Raw genomic sequence first — 21,865 nt, forward strand, 5'->3', positions numbered from 1 at the left:
ACGGAGACGGCGGTTCCGGGCCGGGGTTCAGACGCCCGGGGCCGCCGTCACCACACCGGCGGCGATGGCCGCGCTCAGCGCCGCGTAGTCGTCGGCGTTCTGTCCGACGTAGCGCAGGGCGAAGTCGGCGATGGCCCGGTCGAAGACGTCGGAGGTGCCGAGGTAGCCGGCGATGGCGATCCGGTCGCCTGAGCGGGCGTGGGCACGGGCCAGGGTGCGCCCGCACAGCCGCGCGTACTCGCGGAGCAGGGCCGGGGACATGCTCTCCACATCGGCGGAGCCCTTCATGTCGCGCAACTGCCTCCAGTAGAAGTGCCGTTGTTCGGGTCCGGTCATCCAGCCGAGGAAGATGTCGCTGGCGGCCTGGGTGAGCCGCTGGCCGCAGACGACGCGACGGCCCTGGTGGGCGAAGGCGCTGGGCTGCAGGTACTGCTCCAGGACCGAGTGGCCGGCCTCCTTGATCTGGAGGAACAGCGGGTCGGTATCGTCGCGGCCCTCCAGGAGCAGGATGAAGCACCGGGTGCCGACACTGCCGACGCCGACGACCTTGCGGGCGGCGTCGACGAAGCGGAAGCGGTCGAGGAGCAGCCGGCGTTCCTCGGACAGCGAGCTGCGGTAGTCGCTGTAGATCTTGCCGAGGCTGACCCGGTCGATGTCGGTGGCCCGCTCGAGGAGCGGTGGGTCGTCGACGATGTGCCGGCCGGAGTCGTCCCTCTCGGTCAGTTTGGTGAAGGCCTGGAGGCTGGTGCGGCGGCGGGCCTGGGCGAGCCGGTTCTCGAAGCGGCTCCGGTTGGCGCCGCGCAGCAGGGAGGCCAGGTCGTCGGCGGCGATCCGCTCGTACCAGACCTCCAGCTCGCCGAGACCGGCGAGGCGGCGCATGGCCGTGCGGTACGCCTCGGCGGCGACCAGGGCGGCGCGGTGGGCCTTGGCTTTGGTGGTGCCGTTCTGGAGGGCGGCGACGGCGATGGAGGCGGCGAGCCGCTTGACGTCCCATTCGAAGGGGCCGGGCAGGGTCTCGTCGAAGTCGTTGACGTCGAAGAGAAGCGTCCGTTCGGGTGAGGCGTAGACGCCGAAGTTGAGCAGATGGGCGTCGCCGCAGAGCTGGACGGTGAGTCCGGTGTTCCGCTGGGCGGCGAGGTCGGCGGCCATGATGGCGGCGGCGCCGCGCAGGAAGGCGAAGGGGGAGGCGGCCATCCGGCCGTAGCGGATGGGGATCAGCTCCGAGACGCGGTCGACGGACTCCCGTTCCAGGACCGTCAGCGGGTCGGGGCGCTGCGAGGAGGGTATCCAGCGGCCGTGCGAGGAGCGGGGGACGCGCTTGCGGGCGGCCCGGCCTCTATCGGCCCGTTCGGACGGAGTCGCCATCCCGCCTCACCCACCTCTTCCACGTGTGCTGCCACGCATGTTCCGTCGCGAACCATTACAAGGCGCGGTGCTCGTTTCGGCCACTCTCACCGATCAGGGCTTCCAGAATGGTTTAGACCAATGATAGGAAGTGATCACCCATGCGACTCGGACGGTGACACCGAGCAAGGGTTGGACTGCGCACCATCACGCGCACGACAGATCACCCGCACGACAGAGAGGGTCCGTGACATGGCCGAGCCCGTTCCCGAGCCCGAGCCGAGGGCGGCGCTTCCGCTCTACCTCAAGGTCGCCTCCGCGATTCGGGACGACCTCACCCAGCGCCGCATCGCCCCCGGCAGCCGGCTTCCTTCCGAGCGCCATCTGGCGCACCGCTACCACGTCAACCGGCAGACCGTACGCAGCGCGCTCCAACTGCTGCGCGACGAACGGCTGGTGGTGACGGACCGGCGGGGCACCTTCGCCGCCGGCACCGAGCACGAGCCGCGGGGACCGGTGCCCATGCTCTGCCGGCAGTCCTTCCCCGGCGGCCCCCAGGCGGCGGACGCCCTGGTGCGGACCACGCTCGCCTGGGAGACGCCGCCGGCCGCGCTGGCCGGGCGGCTCTCCCTCCCGCCGGGCGAGCCGACCCTGGTCCACCGCCATGTGGTGCTGGCCCCGGCGGGGACGCCGCTCCAGCGGTCGGTGTCCTGGTTCTCCCGGCCCGCCCTGACCGAGATCCCACAGCTGGGCCGCTACCGGCGCGGAGCGGACCGGTTCCACCAGCCGGATCTGCGGCTGCTGTACCACTGGATGCACCAGGCGGGCCTGCGGACCACCCACCGGGAGTCGATCGGGGTGCCGTCCGGCCCCGTTGAGCACCCGGGGGACGACACGGCCGGCGGCGCGGCCCGGCTGAACGTCCACCGGGTGGTGAGCGACCAGCACGGGCACGCGCTCGAGGTCACCGACATCGACTTCGCGGCCCGTACGGGCGCCTGGACCTACGAGTTCAGCGGCTGACCCCGGCGGCGGCGCGGGCCTCCGCCAGGGCCCACGCCGGAGCCGCACCGGCCCGGGAGAGCCGTACGACCCGGGGGGTGCCGTACCGGGCCGGGAGAGCCGTACATCCCGCGAGTGCCGTACCGGGCCGGGAGAGCCCTACATCCCGCGAGTGCCGTACAGCCAGGGACAACCGCCCATCCTCTAGACGATGCCCTCCGAGATCTCCGCCTCCTCGCGGGCGCTGCCGTACGCCGACGGCGTCCCGTACGAGCGGCGGGCGACGTACCACCAGACGCTGGCGAGGACGAGGACGATCGCGAGCGCGATCACCGCGTAGTTCATCGTGTCCACGGTGACCGGGGACTTCTGGGGCAGGCAGAACAGCACGGTGACGACGGCCACCCAGCTCACCGCGATCCAGCCGACCGGCCTGCTCCAGCGGCCCAGGCTCCACGGTCCGGGCACGAACCGCCGCCCGGCGCGCAGCCGCAGGAAGATCGGGATGGCGTAGGCGGGCGTGATGCCGATGACGTTGATGGCGGTCACGGCCCCGTAGGCGGTCGCGGAGTACAGCGACGGTACGGCGAGCACTGCGGCCACCACGACGGCGAGCCACACGGCCGGCACAGGGGTCTGGGTGCGGCTGCTGACCCTGCGCCAGAGCGCCGAGCCCGGCAGGGCGTTGTCCCGGCTGAAGGCGAAGACCATCCGGCTGGCCGCGGCGACCTCGGCGTTGCCGCAGAAGAGCTGGGCCACGATCACCACGAGGAGCAGGGCCTTGGCGCCGCCCTCGCCGAGCGCGTCGAGGAGGATCTGGGCGGGCGGGACTCCGGTGGCGCTGTTCTGGGTGCCCGCGTAGTCCTGGATGGCGAAGGTGAGTCCGGCGAGGAGCGCGAAGCCGGCGATCCAGGAGGCCCAGATGGAGCGGACGATGCCCTTGGCGGCGGTCACGGAGGCGTTGGACGTCTCCTCCGAGAGGTGCGCGGACGCGTCGTACCCGGAGAAGGTGTACTGGGCGAGGAGCAGGCCGATCGCGGCGACGTAGAGCGGGTTGCTCCATCCGGTGTCGTTGACGAACTCGGTGAAGACGAAGGTCGCCGACTGGTGGTGGTCGGGGACGAGGGCGAGCGCACCGACGATGACGGCGACGCCGCCGAGGTGCCACCAGACGCTGATCGAGTTGAGCACGCTGACGAGGCGGACGCCGTAGAGGTTGAGCACGGCGTGCACGAGCAGGATCGCCAGGAAGATCAGGAAGGTGGAGCCCGCGGTGGGGACGATGCCCCACTGGAGGTTGAGGAAGGCGCCGGTGAACAGGGCGGCGCCGTAGTCGATGCCGGCGATGGCGCCGAGCAGACCGAGCAGATTCAGCCACCCGGTGTACCAGCCCCAGCGGCGGCCGCCGAGCCGGTCGGCCATGTAGTAGAGCGCGCCGGAGGTCGGATAGGCGCTGGTGACCTCGGCGAGGGCGAGGCCGACGCACAGGACGAAGAGACCGACGCCGGCCCAGCCCCAGAGCATGACGGCGGGGCCGCCGGTGCCGAGGCCGAAGCCGTAGAGCGTCATGCAGCCGGAGAGGACGGAGATGACCGAGAAGCTGATGGCGAAGTTGCCGAATCCGCCCATCCGGCGGGCGAGGACGGGCTGGTAGCCCAGTTCTCTGAGCCGGGCCTCTTCGTCCCTGACCGGGGGCGGCTTGGGTATCGCGTCGGTGGGGGCGGTGCGGGACATGCGTTCCTCCGGGGGAAGGGTGCGGGGGCGTACGGGGGGACGGTGGGGGGCGTACGGGGGGGATGGTGGGGGAACTGCGGGGCCGGCGGGGAAGCCGGGTCAGGGGCCGGTACGGGCCTCAGGAGAGCCCAGGCAGCGGGCCCTGGCCCGTAAGAAGACCTCTTCGGCGGGTCCGCGCTCGTCGGGGTGCGCGGTGCGGTACGCCCAGGGCTGCGGGGTCCAGTACGGGCCGAGGGCGTCGAACAGCCGGGCCCCGTCGGCGAACTTGAGGGCGCCGTACAGGGCGTGCGCCAGGTGGTTGAGGTCGAGCAGGCTGGCCTCGTCGGTGGCGCAGAACAGGAACCAGGTGTCCATGGCGCGGCAGGCGTCGCGTACGGCGTCCTCGGCGACCCAGTGCAGGTCGAGGGCGCGTTCGTGGCCGCGTTCGCGGCGGTAGCGCTCGACGCGGACGTACAGCGGCAGGGCGTGCAGGGCGGAGCCGACCGGGGCCGAAGAGGCGGCCCACTGGGCGTAGTTGACGGCCTCGGAGAGCGGTCCGGGGCGGCGGGCGTAGACGAACTGGAGCATTCGGTGGTGCGCCTCCCGGTTGTACGGGTCGCGCTTCTCGGCCTCGGCGAGCAGCCCCCAGGGGCCGGGCGGCAGCATCGGGGCGGGTGGCGGGAGTCGGTGCTCCTCCATGCGCTGCTGCGCGTCCAGTGTCGACAGAGCGAGCCGGCACACCCAGGGCACGGGGTCGGAGGGGGCTCGTCCGGTGGCCTCCCGGCAGGCGGCCCACGCCTCCTGCCAGAGCTCCCTGGTGCGGGCGTGGCCGGAGCGGTGGGCGCGTACGGCGCGTTCGACGGCGACGCGGGCGTGCATGACGGCGGCGGGCCCCGAGTCGGGGTCCTCGGCGCGCCAGGTGGCGATGACGTCGGTGCCGGCGGCGACGGTGGCGAGGACCTGGGTGCGCCGGGTCCAGTCGGGCCAGCCCACGGTCTCGTCGAGCAGGCGGGCCATGGCCACCCAGCGGCCGGTCCGCAGGTCCTGGACGGCGCCCCGGAGGGCGTGGTCGTGGCCCGCCGGGTGGTAGACGGGCCGGAAGCCGTGCCCGGCCATCAGGGGGCGGGGCGGGGGGTGGGCGACATGGTTCCTCGGTGAGGTGGGTGGAGGGGGTGGTCAGCCCCCGTGGCCATCCCGGCCGGTGATCGGCGATCACTATAGAGGTCGCTGGACGTGACCGGTCCACTTTCTTCTGTGACCGTAATTATTCGGCCAACGACCGAATTTGACTGGATGTCAGCGAGACGTCTAGACCTGACGGGATCGCCCGCGGAGACTTGACGCGGCGGCCCGGCTGCATCAGGCTGACCGGTTCCACGATCAAGAAACCCGGGAAGACCCGGAAACCCGCGAAGCATCCACCGAGCACCACCGAACCGCGAGGAGTCGCACGCATGACGGGCCCGGTACTCGCCGTCGACCAGGGCACGTCGGGCACCAAGGCCCTCGTCGTGTGCCCCGAACGCGGGGTGATCGGCAGCGGTTTCACCCCCGTGCACCCGCGCGCGCTGCCCGGCGGCCTGGTCGAGGTCGACCCGCGTGAGCTGTACGACTCCGTGGTCGCGGCCGGTCGCGCGGCCCTCGCCGAGGCCGGGGAGCCGGCCGTGGCCGTGGGCCTCGCCAACCAGGGCGAGACGGTGCTCGCCTGGGACCCGGCGACCGGTGAACCGCTCACCGACGCCCTCGTCTGGCAGGACCGCAGGGCCGAGTCACTGTGCGCCGAACTCGCCACACATGGCGAGGAGTTGAGACACATCACCGGCCTCCCCCTCGACCCGTATTTCGCGGCCCCGAAGATGGCCTGGATCCGCCGGAGCCTGACCGGCGCCGGCGTCGTCACGACGAGCGACGCCTGGCTCGTGCACCGGCTCACGGGCGCCTTCGTCACCGACGCCGCCACCGCCGGCCGCACCGGTCTGCTCGACCTCGACACGGCCGCCTGGTCCGAGACCGCGCTCGACGTGTTCGGCCTCGGCGCCGAGCGGCTGCCCCGCGTGGTGGACTGCGACACTCCGGTCGGCACCACCACCGCGTTCGGCCCGCCGCTCCCGCTCACCGGGCTCCTCGTCGACCAGCAGGCCGCACTCCTCGCCCAGGACGTCACTGAGCCCGGCGCCGCCAAGTGCACCTACGGCACCGGGGCCTTCCTGCTCGCCCAGACGGGGGCCGCACCGCGGCGCGGCGACTCCGGCCTGGTCACCTGCGTCGCCTGGCGGCTCGGCGGGCGGACCAGCTACTGCCTGGACGGCCAGGTGTACACGGCCGCCTCCGCCGTGCGCTGGCTCACCGACCTCGGCGTGATCTCCGGCCCCGAGGAGCTCGACACCGTCGGCGGCGCCGTGCCCGACGCGGGCGGCGTCACCTTCGTCCCCGCCCTCGCGGGTCTCGCCGCCCCCTGGTGGCGCGGGGACGTGCGCGGCGCGCTCACCGGGCTCGGTCTGGACACCGGGCCCGGCCAGCTCGTCCGGGCCCTGTGCGAGGGGATCGCCGCGCAGGTGGTGGAGCTGGCCGGGGCCGCCGCGGCCGACCTGGGCGCCCCGCTCACGACCCTGCGGGTCGACGGGGGCCTGACCCGGTCCGCGCTGCTGATGCAGACCCAGGCCGACCTGCTCCAGCGGCCGGTCGAGGTGTCGGCGCTGCCCGACGCCACCGCCCTCGGCGTCGCGGCGGTCGCCCGGCTCGGCCACCAGCCCGGGCTCGGCGTCCGTGAGGCCGTCCCCGACTGGAAGCCGTCGGCCGTGTACGAGCCGCGGATCACGCCGTCCGAGGCTGCGGAGCGCCTGGGCCGCTTCCGCGGAGCCGTGGCGACGCTGCTCGCCGACGGGGGTTCCGGGGCGTGAGCGTGACCCGGCGCGGCGTCCTGCCGGACACTTCGGCGCCGGGCGCCGCGTACGACGTGACCGTCGTGGGCGCCGGTGTGGTGGGCTGCGCGATCGCCCGTGAGCTCGCCCGCTACCCGCTGCGGGTGGCGCTGGTGGAGGCGTCCGGCGACATCGGCGAGGGCAGCTCCAAGGCCAACACCGCGATCCTGCACACCGGTTTCGACGCCGTGCCCGGCACGCTGGAGGCCCGCCTGGTCCGCGAGGGCGGGCGGCTGCTGGCCGGGTACGCGCGGGAGACGGGCATCCCCGTCGAGCCCGTCGGCGCGCTGCTCGTCGCCTGGGGCGAGGAGCAGCTCGCCGCGCTCCCCCGCCTCGCCGACAAGGCCGGACGCAACGGACACCACGGCACCCGGCCCGTCTCCGCCGCCGAACTGTACGCCCGCGAACCACACCTGGGGCCGGGGGCGCTCGGCGCGCTCGACGTGCCGGGCGAGTCGATCATCTGCCCGTGGACGACCCCGCTCGCCTACGCGACCCAGGCCGTGCGCTCGGGGGTGGACCTGCACCTCGACTGCCCGGTGGAGAAGGTCCGCCTGGGCGGGCCGGGCGGGCCCGGCGGCCGGCGCGGACCGGCCGGGGCGGGCGGGCGAAGCGGCTCGGGCGGGCCGGATGTCCCGCACCGGCTGGTCACCCGGCGCGGGGTGCTGCGCACCCGCTTCCTCGTCAACGCCTGCGGTCTGTACGCGGACGCCTTCGACGCGCTCGTAGGGCGGTACGACTTCACCGTCACCCCGCGGCGCGGACAGCTCGTCGTCTTCGACAAGTTCGCGCGCGAACTCGTCCGGCACATCCTGCTGCCGGTGCCCGGCGCGCTCGGCAAGGGCGTCCTGGTCGCCCCCACCGTCTACGGCAACGTGATGCTCGGGCCGACCGCCGAGGACCTGGACGACAAGACCGCCACCGGCTCGACCGCCGAGGGGCTCGCCGCGCTGCGCGCCCAGGGCCGGCGGATCCTCCCGGCGCTGCTCGACGAGGAGGTCACCGCGGTGTACGCGGGGCTGCGGGCCGCCACCGGCGCCGAGGACTACGAGGTCGCCGCCCACCCCGGCCTTCGCTACGTCACGGTCGGCGGGATCCGCTCGACCGGCCTCACCGCGTCCCTGGCCCTCGGCCGCCACACGGTGGAGCTGCTCGCCGACGCGGGCCTGGAGCTCGGACCCGAGCGGCCCCTGGCCCCGGTGCGCATGCCCAACCTGGGCGAGGCGTACCTCCGCCCGTACCGGGACGCCGAACGCATCGCCCGCGACCCCGAGTACGGCACCGTCGTCTGCCCCTGCGAGCGCGTCACCCGGGGCGAGATCCGCGACGCGCTCGCCTCCACCGTGCCACCCGCCTCGCTCGACGGGCTGCGCCGCAGGACCCGGGCCAGGGGCGGGCGCTGCCAGGGCTTCTCGTGCGGGGCGACGGTACGGGCACTGTTCGAGGAGGGCGTGCGGTGAACCGTACCGTCGACGTCCTGGTGGTCGGCGCGGGCCCCGCGGGCCTCGCCGCCGCGGCCCGGCTCGCGGCGGCGGGCGCCGGCCGCGTCGAGGTCCTGGAACGGGACCAGGAGCCGGGTGGCATCCCGCGCCACTGCGGCCGCTTCGGCTTCGGCGCGCTGCCGGGACCCGCGTACGCCCGCCACGCGGTCCGTACGGCCCTGAGGGCCGGCGCCGAGCTCCGTACCCGGGCGGTCGCCACCGGCTGGTCAGGGCCGCTGACCCTGGACGTCACCGCCCCCACCGGCCTGGAGCGGATCACCGCCCGCGCGGTCGTCCTCGCCACCGGCGCCCGCGAACGGCCGCGCAGCGCCCGCCTGGTGCCGGGCACCCGGCCCGCCGGGGTCCTGACGACCGGCGAACTCCAGCAGTCCGTCGAGCTCTTCGGCCTGCGCCGCGAACGCATCGGCCGGCGCGCGGTCGTGGTCGGCTCCGAGCCCGTCGCCCGGCACGCGGCGCGCACTCTGCGCCGGGCGGGGGTCACGCTGGTCGCCGTCGTGTCGGACCGCCCGCGCGGGCCCGGGTTCGCCGGCCCCGTCCTCAGGGGAGCGACGGTGGTGGAGCTGGTCGGCCGGGGCCGCCTCACGGGCGTGCTGGTCCGGGGCGCGGACGGCCGGACCGGCCTGCTCCGCTGTGACACGGTCGTCTTCACCGGAGACTGGATCCCCGACCACGAACTGGCCCGCGGAGCCCGCGTCCCCCTCGACCCCGCCACCCGCGGACCCGCCGTCGACCCCGCCTTCCGCACGCCCGTCCCCGGCGTCTTCGCCGCCGGCAACCTCCTGCGCGGCATCGAACCGGCCCTGACCGCCGCCGCGGAGGGCCGCGCGGCCGCCGACTCCGTCCTGACCCACCTGACGGGCGCGGCCTGGCCGGCCCCGGGCCTGCCCATCCTCCCGGACGGCGCCCTCCACTGGACCTCCCCCAACCGCCTGACCCTCCCGGCCCCCACCCTGCTCCTCCGTCCCACGACCCGCCTGGTCCACCCCGTCCTCACGGTCACCCAGGACACCCGCCCCCTGCACACACGGCGCCTGCGCGCGGTCCTGGAGCCGCACCGCTCGGTGCGGGTCACGGCCGGCTGGGCCGGGGATGTCGACCCGGCGGGCGGGCCGGTGGTGGTGCGGCTGGACGCCGGTCTACGGTGACTCCTCCGCGGGGGCCAGGGCGATGCCGTCGGGGAGTCGGTAGCCGAGCTCCTGGAGTCGGGCGGTGACGGCGTGGGGCGTGCGCCCCGTGGCATGGGCCGCCCGCAGGACGTGGGCGGGGTGGACCGGTTCGTCGTAGTCGAGCCAGGGCAGGGCCCCGTCCAGATCACGGCTGATGATGCGAACGTCGTCCGCGTGAGCGGTCTTCAGAGGGGTGACGGGTACGCGGTAGCCGAACCGTGTCAGGCGGGAGGCGATCCGGTCGGTGCTGCGCCCTGTCGTGGAAGCCGCCCACAGGAGGAAGGCGTGAGGAACCTCCCTGTCGGGATCCAGCCACGGGCGACGCTCATCGCATTCCTTGCTCAGGATGCGGAGGTCTCCCGGTTCGGGCGGCGGAACCGGATGGACGGGCTTGCGGTAGCCGAGCTCGATCAGTCGGCTGACGATGTGGTCGGTGCTGAACCCGGTGACGTTCGCGGCGCGGATGACGACCGCGGGGTGCACCGCTTCGCCCGGACCCGGCCAGGCAGGGTCATCCGCCAGGTCGTCGCGAAGAATGCGCAGGTCGTCGGGCCCGACCTCCGGCATGGGCGTCGCAGGCGTGGCGAAGCCGTACGCCTTCAGGCGGGCGGCGACCTCGCCCACCGAGCGCCCCTTCAGGTGGGCGGCCAGCGCGATGTGAAGACCGTCGACCGGTGCCTCGGGATCGAGCCACGGCGCCTGACCGTCCAGGTCACGGCTGAGCAGGTCGAGATCGCCGGGCTGTGGGGCAGGCAGTGGTCGCGCCGGCACCTGATGGCCGAATGCGGCCATCCGGCTGCGGACGTGGTCACGGCTCAGCTTGAGGACGTTCGCGGCCTGGATGATGCGAGCGGGATGCACCGGGACTCCGGGGGTGAGCCAGATGCCGTCTTCCGTGAGGCTCGACGAGAGAAGGCGGAGGTCGCCTGGTTCCAGATCGGGCACCGGCAGGGCAGGGGTGGCGAAGCCGAGCTGCCTCAGACGTGCCGTGACCGCCTCCTGGGACCGTCCGGTCTCCCGGACGGCCTGCGCGATCACCCCGCCGCCTATCTCGGCGCCATGGGAGAAGTTCGTCCCGGGCCAGCCCAGTTCGGAGCCGACCGGCGCCCACTTCGGCATGAGCAGGTAGATGTCGGACGGTACGGGAAGCGCGCGGGAGCCGGGTCTCGTGGCGACGAATCCCGGGAAGAAGCCCGCCCTCGTCAACGCCTCCAGCCTGAATCTCATCAGGGCAGGAGGATTCCTGCGCGTGCTCGCCGGCCAGGGACGACCGTTTTCGGCGAAGACGCTCAGGGCGTCGTCCCCCGCGAAGTAGCCGCTCCGGGTGATGTCCGCCTCGTGGCCCGCGATCCGCCATGGCGTGAACCCGGCACGTACCGCCTCGGCGAAGATCTCGTCGGCGAGCCCCGGGCTCTGCGGGAGCACGCGCGCCAGCCACTCGTGCCGCAGCACGGCGTCCCTGGCCTCGAGCAGGCTGGGGATCTCCTGGCGCAGCAGCCGTTCGATCTCGGCCGTGTCCATGGTGATCGTCCGGCGTCGGTCGACGGTCAGTCGTGGGGTGTGGCTGCCCGTGAGGTTCACCACCGCGCCGAAGCGATGCTCGCCGGCCCACAGACCGTCGGCCAGTACCGCGCCGTTCGTGTTGCACCACCACACCGCGGGGGTCGAGCCGGGCACGGTGACCACCCCGCTCTCGCGGACGGCCTCCGCGTCGTGCGGATCCTGTGCGCCGATCGGAGCCGCCTCGCTCAGGACGTTCGGCTGCCAGCTCTCCTCCTCCCCCCGTTCGTCGCACGCCGTCACCGCGAACTCCGACAGCCACAGGATCCGGCGCAGCACGTCCACGCACGACACGGCGTCCGCGGAGCGGAGTCTGAGGCGGACGCTGGTGTAGGCGTCGGCGCAGCGTTCCAGGCGCTGGATGCGGAACAGGGAGCCGGGGCCGGCGATCTCGACCCTCAGGTGTTCGCCCGGCAGGCCGTCGGGGGTGAGGCGGCAGGTGGTGACGGTGATGTCGTCCGCGAGCATGAAGTAGCTGAGCACCCCCACGCCGAACTGGCTGTTGGGATGCATGAAGATGTCGTGATCCCCCCACCTCGCCGTCTCTTCGAGATATTCCGGCAGGTCGGCGAAGCGCATGCCGGCGTGCGAGAAGACGTCCCTCAGCTCGACCTCGCCCATGCCGATGCCGTTGTCACGGCATTCCAGGTACGGGCCCCTCTCGTCCACGCCCTGGGTGAAGGTGATCGCACCGTCGTACGGGGCAGGCCGGGAGCCGGTGGCGCGCAGGTACCTCGTGCGGGCGTCCCGGTAGCGGCAGGCGTCGAGGGCGTTCTGGTACAGCTCGCGGATGGCGAGGGCGGGGTCTCCGTACAACGCCTCGCCCATCAGCAGTTCCTGGATGCGGTCGTCGGCGAGCCGGAAGCGGAGCTCGGTCGACTCGTAGGCGCAGCGGCCGTTCGGCTCGGCGGCCGGGGTGACCTGCTCGGCGGTGACGTGCAGGGGCAGGTTGCGCAGGAGGGCGGGGCGTTCCTCGTCGCCGGTGCTGATGTCGATCCGCGCCAGCAGCGTGTCGAGGGCGGCGGCGTGCTGGCGCAGGCCGAGGTCGACGGAGAGGTGATCGCACGTGGCGCTCAGCACCCGGGTGCGCCCGTTCGACTCCCACCGGAAGCCGGCGAGCGTGCGGTGCAGGCCGGGGAGGTCCATGGCGTAGCCGATGCCGATGTGGTCCACCAGCACGTCCGGCAGGGCGATCGGGTCGATGGCGAAGAGATGGGCGATGCGCAGGAGTTCGGCGAGCTGGTGGGTCCGCACCCGTTGGGCGGTCTCGGCCACGCCCACGCTCCGGGCCCTGGCCGTGGAGTCCTCGGGAGGTCCGGGGAGCTGGGGGGCGCGCACGAGCCGGGCTATCAGCGACGGTTCGAGGATGTCCTCGACGAGTCGCTTCTCCCGCGGGGAGCGTTTGCCCAGGGGTACGGCGAGGTGGTCGAGGAGGGTCTCGACGGAGGCGGGCTCGTAGAGCCTGGTCTGCCGTACGAGCCAGCGGTGGAACAGCCACCAGCCGATCGCGTCCGACGCGTCCGGGTCCTGGTTCCGCAGCGCCCGGCGCACCAGCCGGGGCTGGCCCCGCAGGAAGACCTCGTACCCCTGCCGGGCCTTGGAGGTGGTCTGCGCCTCGGAGAGGTCGGTGGGGCCGATCGCACGGTACTGACTCGCGTTGCGCTGCCAGAACGCCGCGTGCAGATAGGGGTGGGTGACGAGGAGGAACACCTCCGCGGCGGAGAGCTCCAGCTCCTCCGGTCGCAGGCTGCTGTCGAGCAGCAGGCTGTCGATCCACTCGGCGAGCCGGTCGGTGAAGGACAGCGATCGCCAGGGATCGCCGGCGAGCGGCGCCGGGTCGTGCGCCATCGCGGCGGCCCTGGCGGCGAGCGCGGTGGCGGTGTCCTGCAGCACGGAGAGGCCGCGCTCGTCGGCGACGTAGTTCCACAGCGCGTGGTCCCGCGCAGCGGCCGCCCACTCGTGCTCCTCCGACGGCCCTGCCGTGCCGGAGCCCGGGTACTGCGGCGTCCCCGTGTACGCGCGGTTGCGGGCGAGCACGATCTGGTGGCCGAGGTCGCGGGTGCTCATCCTGGGGGCGGGCACGCGCAGGCCGTCGACCGTCTCGCCGTGCAGTCGGGAGGTGAGGACGTTGAAGACGTCGGTCATCGTGAGGTCGGCGAGGTGTTCGCCGCGGCGTCCGCCGGTGAGCTCGCCGCTGAGTCCCTCGCGTAGCAGCGTGGCGAGTTCCACGCTGAAGACGCTGCCGTCCGGCAGGCAAAGGGAGCGCTCCGTGTCCGCGGCCGAGGTCAGGACGCAGGCACCGGTGATCTCCATGTCCTGCTGTGTCGGGGTCCGCTCGTCCGACATGGGCAGGGCCCGGCCGCTGAAGCAGCAGTCGATGATGACCACTTTCCGTTGTGCGGCCGAGCCGGAGACGAGGTCGCGGATGTCGTCGTACTTCACGGAGTGGTAGGGGCGCTGGCTGCTGGAGGCCCGAGTGGCCAGGAAGAAGGAGCGGTCCCGGCCGCCGAAGTGTCCGTGTCCCGCGTAGTAGACGAGCAGGAGGTCGGTCGCCTCGCGGGCGGCCTCGTGCAGGGCGTCCAGCATCTGCTGCTGCGTGCCGTCATGTGGCACGACGGTGCAGTCCTCCTCGGCGAGACCGCCGACGTCGTCGCTGGTGAGCAGGGCGTGGAGGGCGGGCACGTTGTGCCGGACGCCGTCGAGCCGGGGCATGTCGGTGAAGTCGTGCACGCCGAACAGGACGGCTCGTGAGCGGCCGGATTCGTGGGTCATGCGTCCTCCCCGGCGGTCCAGGACTCGTTCGCGCGCGTGCGGAACCTCAATCGGCCACCGCCCCCGTGCAGGTGAAGGTCGTTCGGTGCCGTGAGCCTAGCCACCGCCGCGTCCTTGACCACGGGATCGCGCCAATCTGCGCCACGAGGGCAACCTCCGCCGGACATCCCGATCGTGGCGATGTACGACTTCGGATGGTGTCGGCCACACTGAGGGGTATGCCGGACAAGCGAAGTGCTGGGCTTCTTCTCTTTCGCAGGGCTGCCGATGGCCGTACGGAGGTGCTCATCGGTCATATGGGCGGGCCGTTCTGGGCGTCGCGGTCGGATGCGGCCTGGTCGATTCCCAAGGGGGAGTACGGGCCCGAGGAGACACCCGAGGCGGCCGCGCGGCGGGAGTTCGAGGAGGAGTTGGGGATTCGGGCGCCCGACGGGGAGCCGGTCGCGCTCGGCGAGGTGCGGCAGGCGAACGGAAAGACCGTCACCGTGTGGGCGGTCGAGGCGGATCTCGACCCGGCGCTGATGGTGCCGGGGACGTTCACCATGGAGTGGCCGCGCGGCTCGGGTGAGCTGCGGGAGTTCCCCGAGCTCGACCGGATCGGGTGGTTCGGCTTCGAGGAGGCGGCACCGCTCCTCGTGGCCGGTCAGCGGGAGTTCCTGGAGCGGCTGGCGGCGCACCTGGACGGGCCTGGGGCCTGATTGTCAGACCCGTGCGAGAGGGTGGGGAGGTCGACCGTCGACATCGCGAGAGGGAGCCCGACATGACGACGATCACCGGCCGTGAGCGCGCCGCCGCCCAGGCGTACCTGCGTCTGCTCGAATCCACCCAGGCGGTGCTCGCCGATCCGCGCCTCGAACCGTACGCGGCGGCGATGCTCACGCATCCGATGGCGGAGGCCGACGCGGCGCTGCGCGAGGCGGGGTTGTCGGGGAACGAGGCGCATCTGCTGCACCTGGTGTCGGCGCTGCGGGCCTCCCCCGCAGTGGAGCGGGGAAGGCCCAGGTGAGCCCGGACCGGGTCGGCTCAGGCGCACGGGGAGAGCGGGGACGCTGGTGCCGGCGAAGCCGGCGCACCGGGTCGGTTCCGCTCCGGGACCGCGAGGCCGAGGTCCGGGAAACGGGTGAAGAGGGCCTCCAGGGCGATCGTGGCCTCCATGCGGGCGAGCGGCGCGCCCGGGCAAGTAGTGCCGCCCGCACAGGCGACGGCCTCGCCGGCCTGCGGAGGTGGGGCGAGGTGCGGAGGTGGGCCGGGCTGTCCCGGGCCCCCGCGGCTGGCACGATCGGTCGGATCGTACGGTCAACCCCTTGCCGTTCGAGGGGAGTTGCGCGCCGTTTCGCGCCCGCCTCAGCCCGCGCGTTCGCCCGTCGGCTCCGGCCTGCGGGCCCCGCGGCCCAGCAGCTCGGCGAGGCCACGGCGGGTGGCGGCGACCACGACGCGGTCGCCGCGGCCGAGCACGGCGCCGGGCGGGACCTGCCAGACGAGGCCGTAGCCGGCGCGGTTCGCCGGGACCCCGGACTCGCCGCGGGCGATGACCCGCCAGGCGCCGGGCCGGAACGCCTGGGCGACCGTCCGGCCCTCCAGGAGCGGGTGGTCGGTGACGTCGAGCGCGGCGAAGAGCAGCACCCGGCGCTCGACGGGGATGGCGCCCAGGATCTGGCGGCCCATCATCGCCCCGGCGAAGGCGGGCGCCGACAGGTGCGAGACGCTGCGGCTGCGGGTGAGGGCGCCGGGGTGCGCGGCGCGCAGGGTGCGGTAGACGGCGGTGGCGAAGTCGTCGTCGTACAGGCGCAGGGCGACCCGCAGGTCGGGGCTGATCGAGCGGGCGTGGAGGGTGGCCTCCAGGTTGGTGATGTCGACGCTGGTGAGGGCGAGCAGGGCGCGGGCCCGGTGGATGCGGGCGGCCTCCAGGACGCCCTCCTCCGTGACGTCTCCGATGACGGTCGGCACCCGCAGCCGGCGGGCGAGCGCGAGGCCGCGGGCCTCGGGGTCGGCCTCGACGCACACCACGGGGATGTTCATCCTGCGCAGCCGGGCGAGGACCCGGGTGCCGACCTTGCCAAGGCCGAGCAGCACCACATGGCCGGACAGGCCGCGGGGCGGGCGGCGCAGAGCGGTCGCCGAACGGAAGGTGCCGAGTCCTTCGAGGAGCGCGGCGATCAGCACCGGCAGCAGGAGCAGTCCGACGAATCCGCCGAGGATCTGGAGGAGCTGACGGCTGGTCGGCTCGCCGACCGCGGGGTCGCCGATGGCGAAGACGTCGAGGAGGGTGAGGTAGCCGGCGTGCAGCGGGTGGTCGCCGGTGGTGAACGTCGAGGCCAGCGCGAGGCCGGCCACGGCGGCCGCCACGCCGGCCAGCGACCAGCGCAGCCGCCGGGAGAAGAGCGAGCCGACCGGGAGCGAGGAGGCGCCGAGCCGGCCGGTGGCCTGGGCGGGGCCCTCGTAGGTGACGGCTTCGAGGGCGACGATCCCGCGCCCGGTGGCGGCGGCGACGTCCGCGTCGCCGGGCAGCAGCTGCGGGCTCTGGTCGCCGCTGCGTTCGGAGCCCTCGCAGCCCGCCGGGTCGCTGGCCGTCGCCGAGAGCAGCGCCAGGGTGCACAGACCGGGGTCGGCGACCTCGCCGCGGGAGGGCGGGGTGCGGTCGACGGCGTGCAGGAGCAGGCCGCCGGCCTGGACCACCTTGCTGCTGCCGGCGACGGCGGTGGCCGCGAGGGAGGGTGCGGCGGTGTCGGCGTCGGACAGGACGGTGGTCGCGGCGTCCAGCTTGTCCGGGTCGAGGCCCGGTTCGGCGACGGCGGCGGCCTGGTCGAGGAGAGCGGCCAGGTGCTGGCCGAGCTTGCGGTTGTAGAGCCGGATGACCAGGCGCAGGCGCGGGTTCAGGCGGCGGGCGGCGAGTGCGGCGCGGATGTTGCGCTCGTCGTCCTCGTGGACGAGGGCGAGCGCCGCGGCGCGTTCGACGCCCGCGTCCAGCAGGACGGTGTCGTCGACCTCGGCCGTCTCGACGACCCGGATCGCCCGGGTGGCCTGGGCCGTGCCGCGCGGCTCGGCGGCGCCCGGCTGCGCGGTGCCGGCGGTGCCCGTGGTGCGGGTGACGGCCGCGGTGACCCGCCCGAAGAGCGCGAGGGCGCGGCCGGGCCTGGCCTCGGGCCGGCGCGGACGGTCGCCGGGCGCGGGGACGAGCAGGGTGACGCGCTCCTCGTACACCTCGTGCAGTTCGGCCGCGAGACGGTGGGCGAGGACGTCGTCGCCACAGACGATCATGTGCTCGGCGGGGGCGGAGCCGGGGCCGTCCGGGACAACGGGCCTGCTCTGGTACGGGAGTGAGGACACGTCACCAGGATGCCCTGCGCCACTGACAGCGCGGCCACCGCCCGTCGGCGGGCACGGGCGGGGCCGGATCGCCGGGTGCGACGCGCCGCCGTTCGCCACACGGGATACGCCGGTCGGCGCACTTCGATCTGCGGGCCGTGCGCCCGGTTCCTACGGTGGCTGAATGATCGTCACGTCAGCTGTCCGTCATACCGCCGCCGGTGCCGCGGCGATCCTGCTGGTCCTGCCGGGCCCCGCCGCCTCGGCCGCCTCCCTGTCCTCCGCCTCGTCCGTCGACGAGCCCACCCCTCCGGCGCGGTACGTCGTCGATCCCGGCCGCCTCGACCGCTCCGGGACCCAGGTGCAGCCGCTGCGGGGCGCCGCCGAGCCGCCCTCGGTTTCTGCGCTCTCCTGGGTGGTGGCCGACGCGACCACGGGCGAGGTCCTGGCGGCCCGCAACGCGCACAAGCCGCTGCCGCCCGCCAGCACCCTGAAGGCGCTGTTCGCGCTGACCGCGCTGCCTCACCAGGATGCGGGCGACCGGCATACCGTCAGCGACGAGGAGCTGACCGGGATCGGTGAGGGCAGCAGCCTCGTCGGGGTGAAGGAGGGATACACGTACAAGGTGTCGGACCTGTGGAACGGCGTGTTCCTGAGTTCCGGCAACGACGCCGTGCACGTGCTCGCCGCGATGAACGGCGGCTGGGAGTCGATGACCCGCCAGATGCAGGAGAAGGCCCGCTCGCTGGGCGCCCGGGACACGCACGTGGTCTCCCCGGACGGCTACGACGCGCCGGGCCAGGTCTCCTCCGCGTACGACCTGGCGGTGTTCGGGCGGGCGGGGCTCCAGGACCCGCAGTTCACCCGCTACTGCTCGACCCGGTACGCCGACTTCCCGGCCGGCTCCTGGTCGTACGGGATCGTCAACACGAATCGGCTGCTCACGGGCGCGAACGGGGTGGAGCGCTACCCCGGGCTCCTGGGCATCAAGAACGGCTACACGAGCAACGCCGGGAACACCCTGATCTCGGCCGCCCGGCGGGGGCCCCGCACCCTGGTGGTCTCGGTCATGAACCCCCAGTGGGGTGGCGGACTCGCGGTGTACGAGGAGGCGCGCGAGCTGCTCGACTGGGGCTTCGAGGCGGCGGGGCGCGTACAGCCGGTGGGCTCCCTGAAGCCGCTGGAGGACCTGCAGAAGAAGAGCCGGAAGGCAGCCCAGGCAGGCCCCAAGGCACCCGCCGCCAGGCCCGTGGCGGTGCATGCGGCCGCCGAGGCACCGGCCGGGTCGAGCAAGCGGGACGTCTCCAGGGGGGCGACGCCCTCGGGCACCACCGCAGGGCTCCCGCTCGCCCTCGTGGGCGCGGCCCTGGGGGCGGCGCTCTCGCTGTGGCTGTGGCGCCGGTTCGGTGCGCGGGGGAACTGACCGGACGGCGAGCGGGAACCGACCGGACGCCGGTCAGGAGGCCGTGCGAAGCCGAAGGGGCGAAGACGCCGCTCAGGAGGCCGTGGCCCGCTCTCCTAAGGGGCGTCCTCCTGATCCGGGCGGGGTCGCTCGTTGCCGCTGAGGTGGCGATGCGACCAGCGGATCAGCAGTTGCAGCACGCAGACCAGGGTCAGTACCCACACGGCGGCGAAGGCCCAGATCAGTGCGGGTGCCTCGGTGGCCACCGCGGTCACGAAGAGGGTGACGGCGGCGACGCCGAGGAGGGCGGCGACCGGTCCGGTCGCCAGGCGCCGGGTGCCCAGGCCGGGCCGTCCTGCGCGGAGTCTGCGGGCGAGGTGCTGGTCCTCGCCCAGGCCGTGCTCGATCTCGGCCAGGATGCGCCGCTCCTGCGGCGAGAGCCGTGCCTCGTCCATCGCCGACACCTCCTGCCGCTCGCGCGCCGGCACCCGGGCCGGTCGCGCGCCCCGAGCCGTCCTTACCCACCGATTACCCCGAGCGGCCGCGTCGAACCGCACCCGGGGCCACGGCCGTGACCACCGGTGCGGACGCCGGGCGGGACTCGGGTCCCGGTTTGGCCAGGTAGCGTTCGGCCGCCTGGATCGCGGCGAGGGCGGTGCGCTCGCCCATGAGGACGCACAGCGTGTACGCGGTGTCCTCGAACCGTCGGCGCGCCGACAGGTCACACGGCCGGGCCAGGACATGGCGTTCCTGGGCGCGGTAGTTCCGTATCAGCCGGTCGATCGCGTTTCGGTCGGGCAGCAACATCCGGTCCTCCTTGAACACGGCCCTGGTCCCCCGGCTCCACCATCGTCCGCGCTCACGGTCACCGGCGCGACCCACACCGCCACGCTCCGTGTTCCGGCCGCTCCCCCGCATGCGGGGGCCGCGCCGATGACGGAAGGTCGAGACATGAACGCGAGCGATCGACTGCGCGTCGTGGTCACCGGCGCCACGGGGAACGTGGGGACCAGCGTGGTCCGCGCCCTGGAGCGGGAACCGCGGGTCGCCTCCGTGCTCGGTCTGGCGCGCCGCAGGCCGCGGCTGACCGTCACCAAGACGGAGTGGGCGGAGGTGGACCTCTCCCTGGAGGGCGACGAGCCCCGGCTCGCCCAGTACGTGCAGGACGCGGACGCGGTCGTCCACCTGGCCTGGGCCTTCCAGCCGACGCACGACCCGGTGGCGACCTGGCGGACCAATGTGCTCGGTTCGGTTCGGGTCTTCGACGCGGTCGCCGCGGCGCGGGTCCCGGTCCTGGTGCACGCGTCCTCCGTCGGCGCCTACTCCCCCGGGCCCCCCGGGGGCGCGCCGGTGTCGGAGTCCTGGCCGACGCACGGCTGGCCGGGGGCCGCGTACACCCGGGAGAAGTCGTATCTGGAGCGGGTCCTGGACACCTTCGAGCGGGACCATCCGCAGACGCGGGTGGTACGGATGCGGCCGGCGTTCCTGTTCAAGGAGGAGGCTGCGAGCGAGCAGCGGCGGATCTTCGCCGGGCGCTTCTTCCCGGGGCAGCTGTTCCGGCCCGAACTGCTTCCGCTCGTACCGGAGATCGACGGACTGCGTTTCCAGGCCCTGCACACCGAGGACGCCGCCGACGCCTATCTGCGCGCGCTGCTGCGCGACGTGCGGGGCGCGTTCAACGTGGCGGCCGGGCCGGTGGTCGACGCCGGGACGCTCGCCGGACTCCTCGACGCCCGCCCGGTGAGGGTGCCGAACGCGGCGGTACGGGGGGTGCTCGCGGCGGCCTGGCGGCTGCGGGTGGCGCCCGCCGACCCCGGCCTGTTCGACGCGGTGCTGCGGCTGCCGCTGCTCGCGACCGACCGGGCGCGGCGCGAGCTCGAATGGGAGCCGGCCAGGACCTCGGTCGAGGCCCTGGAGGCGTTTCTGCGCGGGGTGCGCGGCGGGGGCGGTGACGCGACGGAGCCGCTGGCGGGCCGCCGCATCGGCTGAGCGTGCCCCTGCCCGTGCCGTGCCGTGCCGTGTCCCTGGCCCTGTCCCTGCCCCTGCCCCTGCCCCTGCCCCTGCCCCTGCCCCTGCCCCTGCCCCGAACCTGCCCCGAACCTGCTCCGGCGCCGCCCCTTCGCTCAGCCGCGCGCTGCCGCCCAGTCGACGATCCGCATCGCGGCGCCGGCCGCCTCGCGGCCCCGGCAGTGGGCGCGGTGGTGGGCGAGCAGGCCGTCGACGTCGAGGTGGCGGCCGAACGCGGGGAGGGCCGCGAGCCGCCCGGCGTAGGCCCAGAGCGCGGGGTGGTCCGCGACCCGCTCCATGGCGGCGGCGTCGAGGTGCCAGCGGTGGACGGTGTCCAGCTGGACGAGGGTGACCCAGACGGTGACGTCGGCGGCGGTGGGCGCGTCGCCGAGGACGTACGGGCGGCGGGTGAGCCGCCGTTCGAGCGAGCCGAGCGCGGAGACGAGCACGGTGAGCGGATCGCGGTGGGCTGCCGTGGCGTCGAGGCCGAGTTCGCCGGCGCGCTGGGCGGCCGCGTGGATGCTGTGCGTACACAGGTCGGCGACGGCCCTGATCTCGTCCTGGCGGGCCACGGGGAGGAGTTCGGGTCCGTCGCCGCGGAAGCGGAGGGCCAGGTCGCGCAGGATGTCGGGCACGTGGGTGGAGACGATCCGGCCGGTCCAGCCGTCGCTGAGGACGGGGGCGGCGGCCGGCCCGGCGTACAGGTGGGCGCTGGCCTCGTACAGCGGGCGCAGCACGGCGTAGCCGCCGTCGGGTGTGTCGGGGAGGGCGGGCAGGACGGTCAGCGGCAGCGTCGCGTCGAGGCCGAGCAGGCTGTGGGTCACGGCGACGCCCAGACAGCCGGGGTCGGCGGGTGCGAGATGGAGCCGGTAGCGGTGCGGTACGGCGTAGTGGCCGCTGCGCACGTCGCAGCCGATCCGGCCTCGGAAGACGGGGGCGGCGACGGCGGGGACGACGGACATGGCTTCTCCCTGGGGGTGCTCGGTGCTGGGTCGCGGTGGCGCACGGCGGCCGACGCCGTCGGCGCGCGCCCGGAGGCAGCAGGGATACGGGAAGGAGGAGAGCGGGATTCGGCGGTCGAGCGCGGGGACCACGGCCTTCCGCGGCCTGGTCCGGCGGACAGTCCCCCAGTGCGCCCTACGCGGCGCTGCAGACCCTGAGCAGGTCGAT

16 protein-coding genes are annotated in these 21,865 nt (G+C 74.0%); 8 read left to right on the plus strand and 8 right to left on the minus strand.

Translation table 11 applies throughout. The annotated features are described in order from the left end of the window. Window positions 1-27: 27 nt before the first annotated feature. On the minus strand, window positions 28-1,365 hold the full coding sequence (locus tag ACIGEZ_RS23035; RefSeq protein ID WP_399833951.1) for a DUF2252 domain-containing protein: 1,338 nt from the start codon (window positions 1,363-1,365) through the stop codon (window positions 28-30). Window positions 1,366-1,596: 231 nt separating this feature from the next. On the opposite strand from ACIGEZ_RS23035, the gene ACIGEZ_RS23040 reads away from it, so the two are divergent. Further along, window positions 1,597-2,367: a GntR family transcriptional regulator gene (locus ACIGEZ_RS23040; protein WP_399833953.1), complete on the plus strand. Its 771-nt coding sequence runs from the start codon at window positions 1,597-1,599 to the stop codon at window positions 2,365-2,367. A gap of 183 nt (window positions 2,368-2,550) precedes the next feature. Here ACIGEZ_RS23040 and ACIGEZ_RS23045 read toward each other — a convergent pair whose 3' ends face one another. Together ACIGEZ_RS23045 and ACIGEZ_RS23050 are read right to left on the minus strand one after the other, a co-directional pair. Beyond that, window positions 2,551-4,080 (minus strand): amino acid permease, encoded by a 1,530-nt coding sequence (locus tag ACIGEZ_RS23045; protein ID WP_399833955.1) that lies wholly within the window; start codon window positions 4,078-4,080, stop codon window positions 2,551-2,553. A 99-nt stretch (window positions 4,081-4,179) separates the two neighbouring features. Beyond that, window positions 4,180-5,175 (minus strand): hypothetical protein, encoded by a 996-nt coding sequence (locus ACIGEZ_RS23050; protein ID WP_399833957.1) that lies wholly within the window; start codon window positions 5,173-5,175, stop codon window positions 4,180-4,182. A gap of 338 nt (window positions 5,176-5,513) precedes the next feature. On the opposite strand from ACIGEZ_RS23050, the gene ACIGEZ_RS23055 reads away from it, so the two are divergent. Genes ACIGEZ_RS23055 through ACIGEZ_RS23065 form a run of 3 tightly spaced genes read left to right on the plus strand, consistent with a single transcriptional unit; the run spans window position 5,514 to window position 9,627 of the window. Further along, a complete protein-coding gene (locus ACIGEZ_RS23055) occupies window positions 5,514-6,959 on the plus strand; it encodes an FGGY family carbohydrate kinase (protein ID WP_399833959.1) in 1,446 nt (481 codons plus the stop codon). After that, a complete protein-coding gene (locus ACIGEZ_RS23060; RefSeq protein ID WP_399833961.1) occupies window positions 6,956-8,440 on the plus strand; it encodes an FAD-dependent oxidoreductase in 1,485 nt (494 codons plus the stop codon). Before ACIGEZ_RS23055 ends, ACIGEZ_RS23060 begins: the two co-directional genes overlap by 4 nt. Further along, on the plus strand, window positions 8,437-9,627 hold the full coding sequence (locus ACIGEZ_RS23065; protein WP_399833963.1) for an NAD(P)/FAD-dependent oxidoreductase: 1,191 nt from the start codon (window positions 8,437-8,439) through the stop codon (window positions 9,625-9,627). Before ACIGEZ_RS23060 ends, ACIGEZ_RS23065 begins: the two co-directional genes overlap by 4 nt. Here ACIGEZ_RS23065 and ACIGEZ_RS23070 read toward each other — a convergent pair. Then, entirely contained in the window at window positions 9,619-13,980 is a 4,362-nt protein-coding gene (locus ACIGEZ_RS23070) for a caspase family protein (RefSeq protein ID WP_399833965.1), read from the minus strand. The two genes, ACIGEZ_RS23065 and ACIGEZ_RS23070, sit on opposite strands and share 9 nt — an antisense overlap. Window positions 13,981-14,198: 218 nt before the next feature. Here ACIGEZ_RS23070 and ACIGEZ_RS23075 point away from each other — a divergent pair, with 218 nt between their 5' ends. Continuing rightward, on the plus strand, window positions 14,199-14,678 hold the full coding sequence (locus tag ACIGEZ_RS23075) for an NUDIX domain-containing protein (RefSeq protein WP_399833966.1): 480 nt from the start codon (window positions 14,199-14,201) through the stop codon (window positions 14,676-14,678). Between the two features lie 62 nt (window positions 14,679-14,740). Then, a complete protein-coding gene (locus tag ACIGEZ_RS23080; RefSeq protein WP_399833968.1) occupies window positions 14,741-14,986 on the plus strand; it encodes a hypothetical protein in 246 nt (81 codons plus the stop codon). A gap of 338 nt (window positions 14,987-15,324) precedes the next feature. Here ACIGEZ_RS23080 and ACIGEZ_RS23085 read toward each other — a convergent pair whose 3' ends face one another. Beyond that, window positions 15,325-17,238, minus strand: a complete 1,914-nt coding sequence (locus tag ACIGEZ_RS23085) for an NAD-binding protein (RefSeq protein ID WP_399834221.1) — start codon at window positions 17,236-17,238, stop codon at window positions 15,325-15,327. Between the two features lie 232 nt (window positions 17,239-17,470). Between ACIGEZ_RS23085 and ACIGEZ_RS23090 the strand changes: the two genes are divergently transcribed. Further along, window positions 17,471-18,709, plus strand: coding sequence for a D-alanyl-D-alanine carboxypeptidase family protein (locus tag ACIGEZ_RS23090; protein WP_399833970.1), 1,239 nt, complete (start codon window positions 17,471-17,473; stop codon window positions 18,707-18,709). 95 nt (window positions 18,710-18,804) lie between these two features. Here ACIGEZ_RS23090 and ACIGEZ_RS23095 read toward each other — a convergent pair whose 3' ends face one another. Then, on the minus strand, window positions 18,805-19,143 hold the full coding sequence (locus tag ACIGEZ_RS23095; RefSeq protein ID WP_399833972.1) for a DUF3040 domain-containing protein: 339 nt from the start codon (window positions 19,141-19,143) through the stop codon (window positions 18,805-18,807). Window positions 19,144-19,216: 73 nt separating this feature from the next. After that, window positions 19,217-19,495: a DUF5133 domain-containing protein gene (locus ACIGEZ_RS23100; protein WP_399833973.1), complete on the minus strand. Its 279-nt coding sequence runs from the start codon at window positions 19,493-19,495 to the stop codon at window positions 19,217-19,219. A 144-nt stretch (window positions 19,496-19,639) separates the two neighbouring features. On the opposite strand from ACIGEZ_RS23100, the gene ACIGEZ_RS23105 reads away from it, so the two are divergent. Continuing rightward, on the plus strand, window positions 19,640-20,677 hold the full coding sequence (locus tag ACIGEZ_RS23105; protein WP_399833975.1) for an NAD-dependent epimerase/dehydratase family protein: 1,038 nt from the start codon (window positions 19,640-19,642) through the stop codon (window positions 20,675-20,677). A gap of 134 nt (window positions 20,678-20,811) precedes the next feature. Here the strand turns inward: ACIGEZ_RS23105 and ACIGEZ_RS23110 are convergent, their stop codons facing one another. Further along, window positions 20,812-21,657, minus strand: coding sequence for a glutathione S-transferase C-terminal domain-containing protein (locus tag ACIGEZ_RS23110; RefSeq protein ID WP_399833977.1), 846 nt, complete (start codon window positions 21,655-21,657; stop codon window positions 20,812-20,814). Window positions 21,658-21,865: the final 208 nt, after the last annotated feature.

Origin of the sequence: Streptomyces sp. NPDC085481, from assembly GCF_044541845.1 — a bacterium.
Taxonomy (GTDB): domain Bacteria; phylum Actinomycetota; class Actinomycetes; order Streptomycetales; family Streptomycetaceae; genus Streptomyces.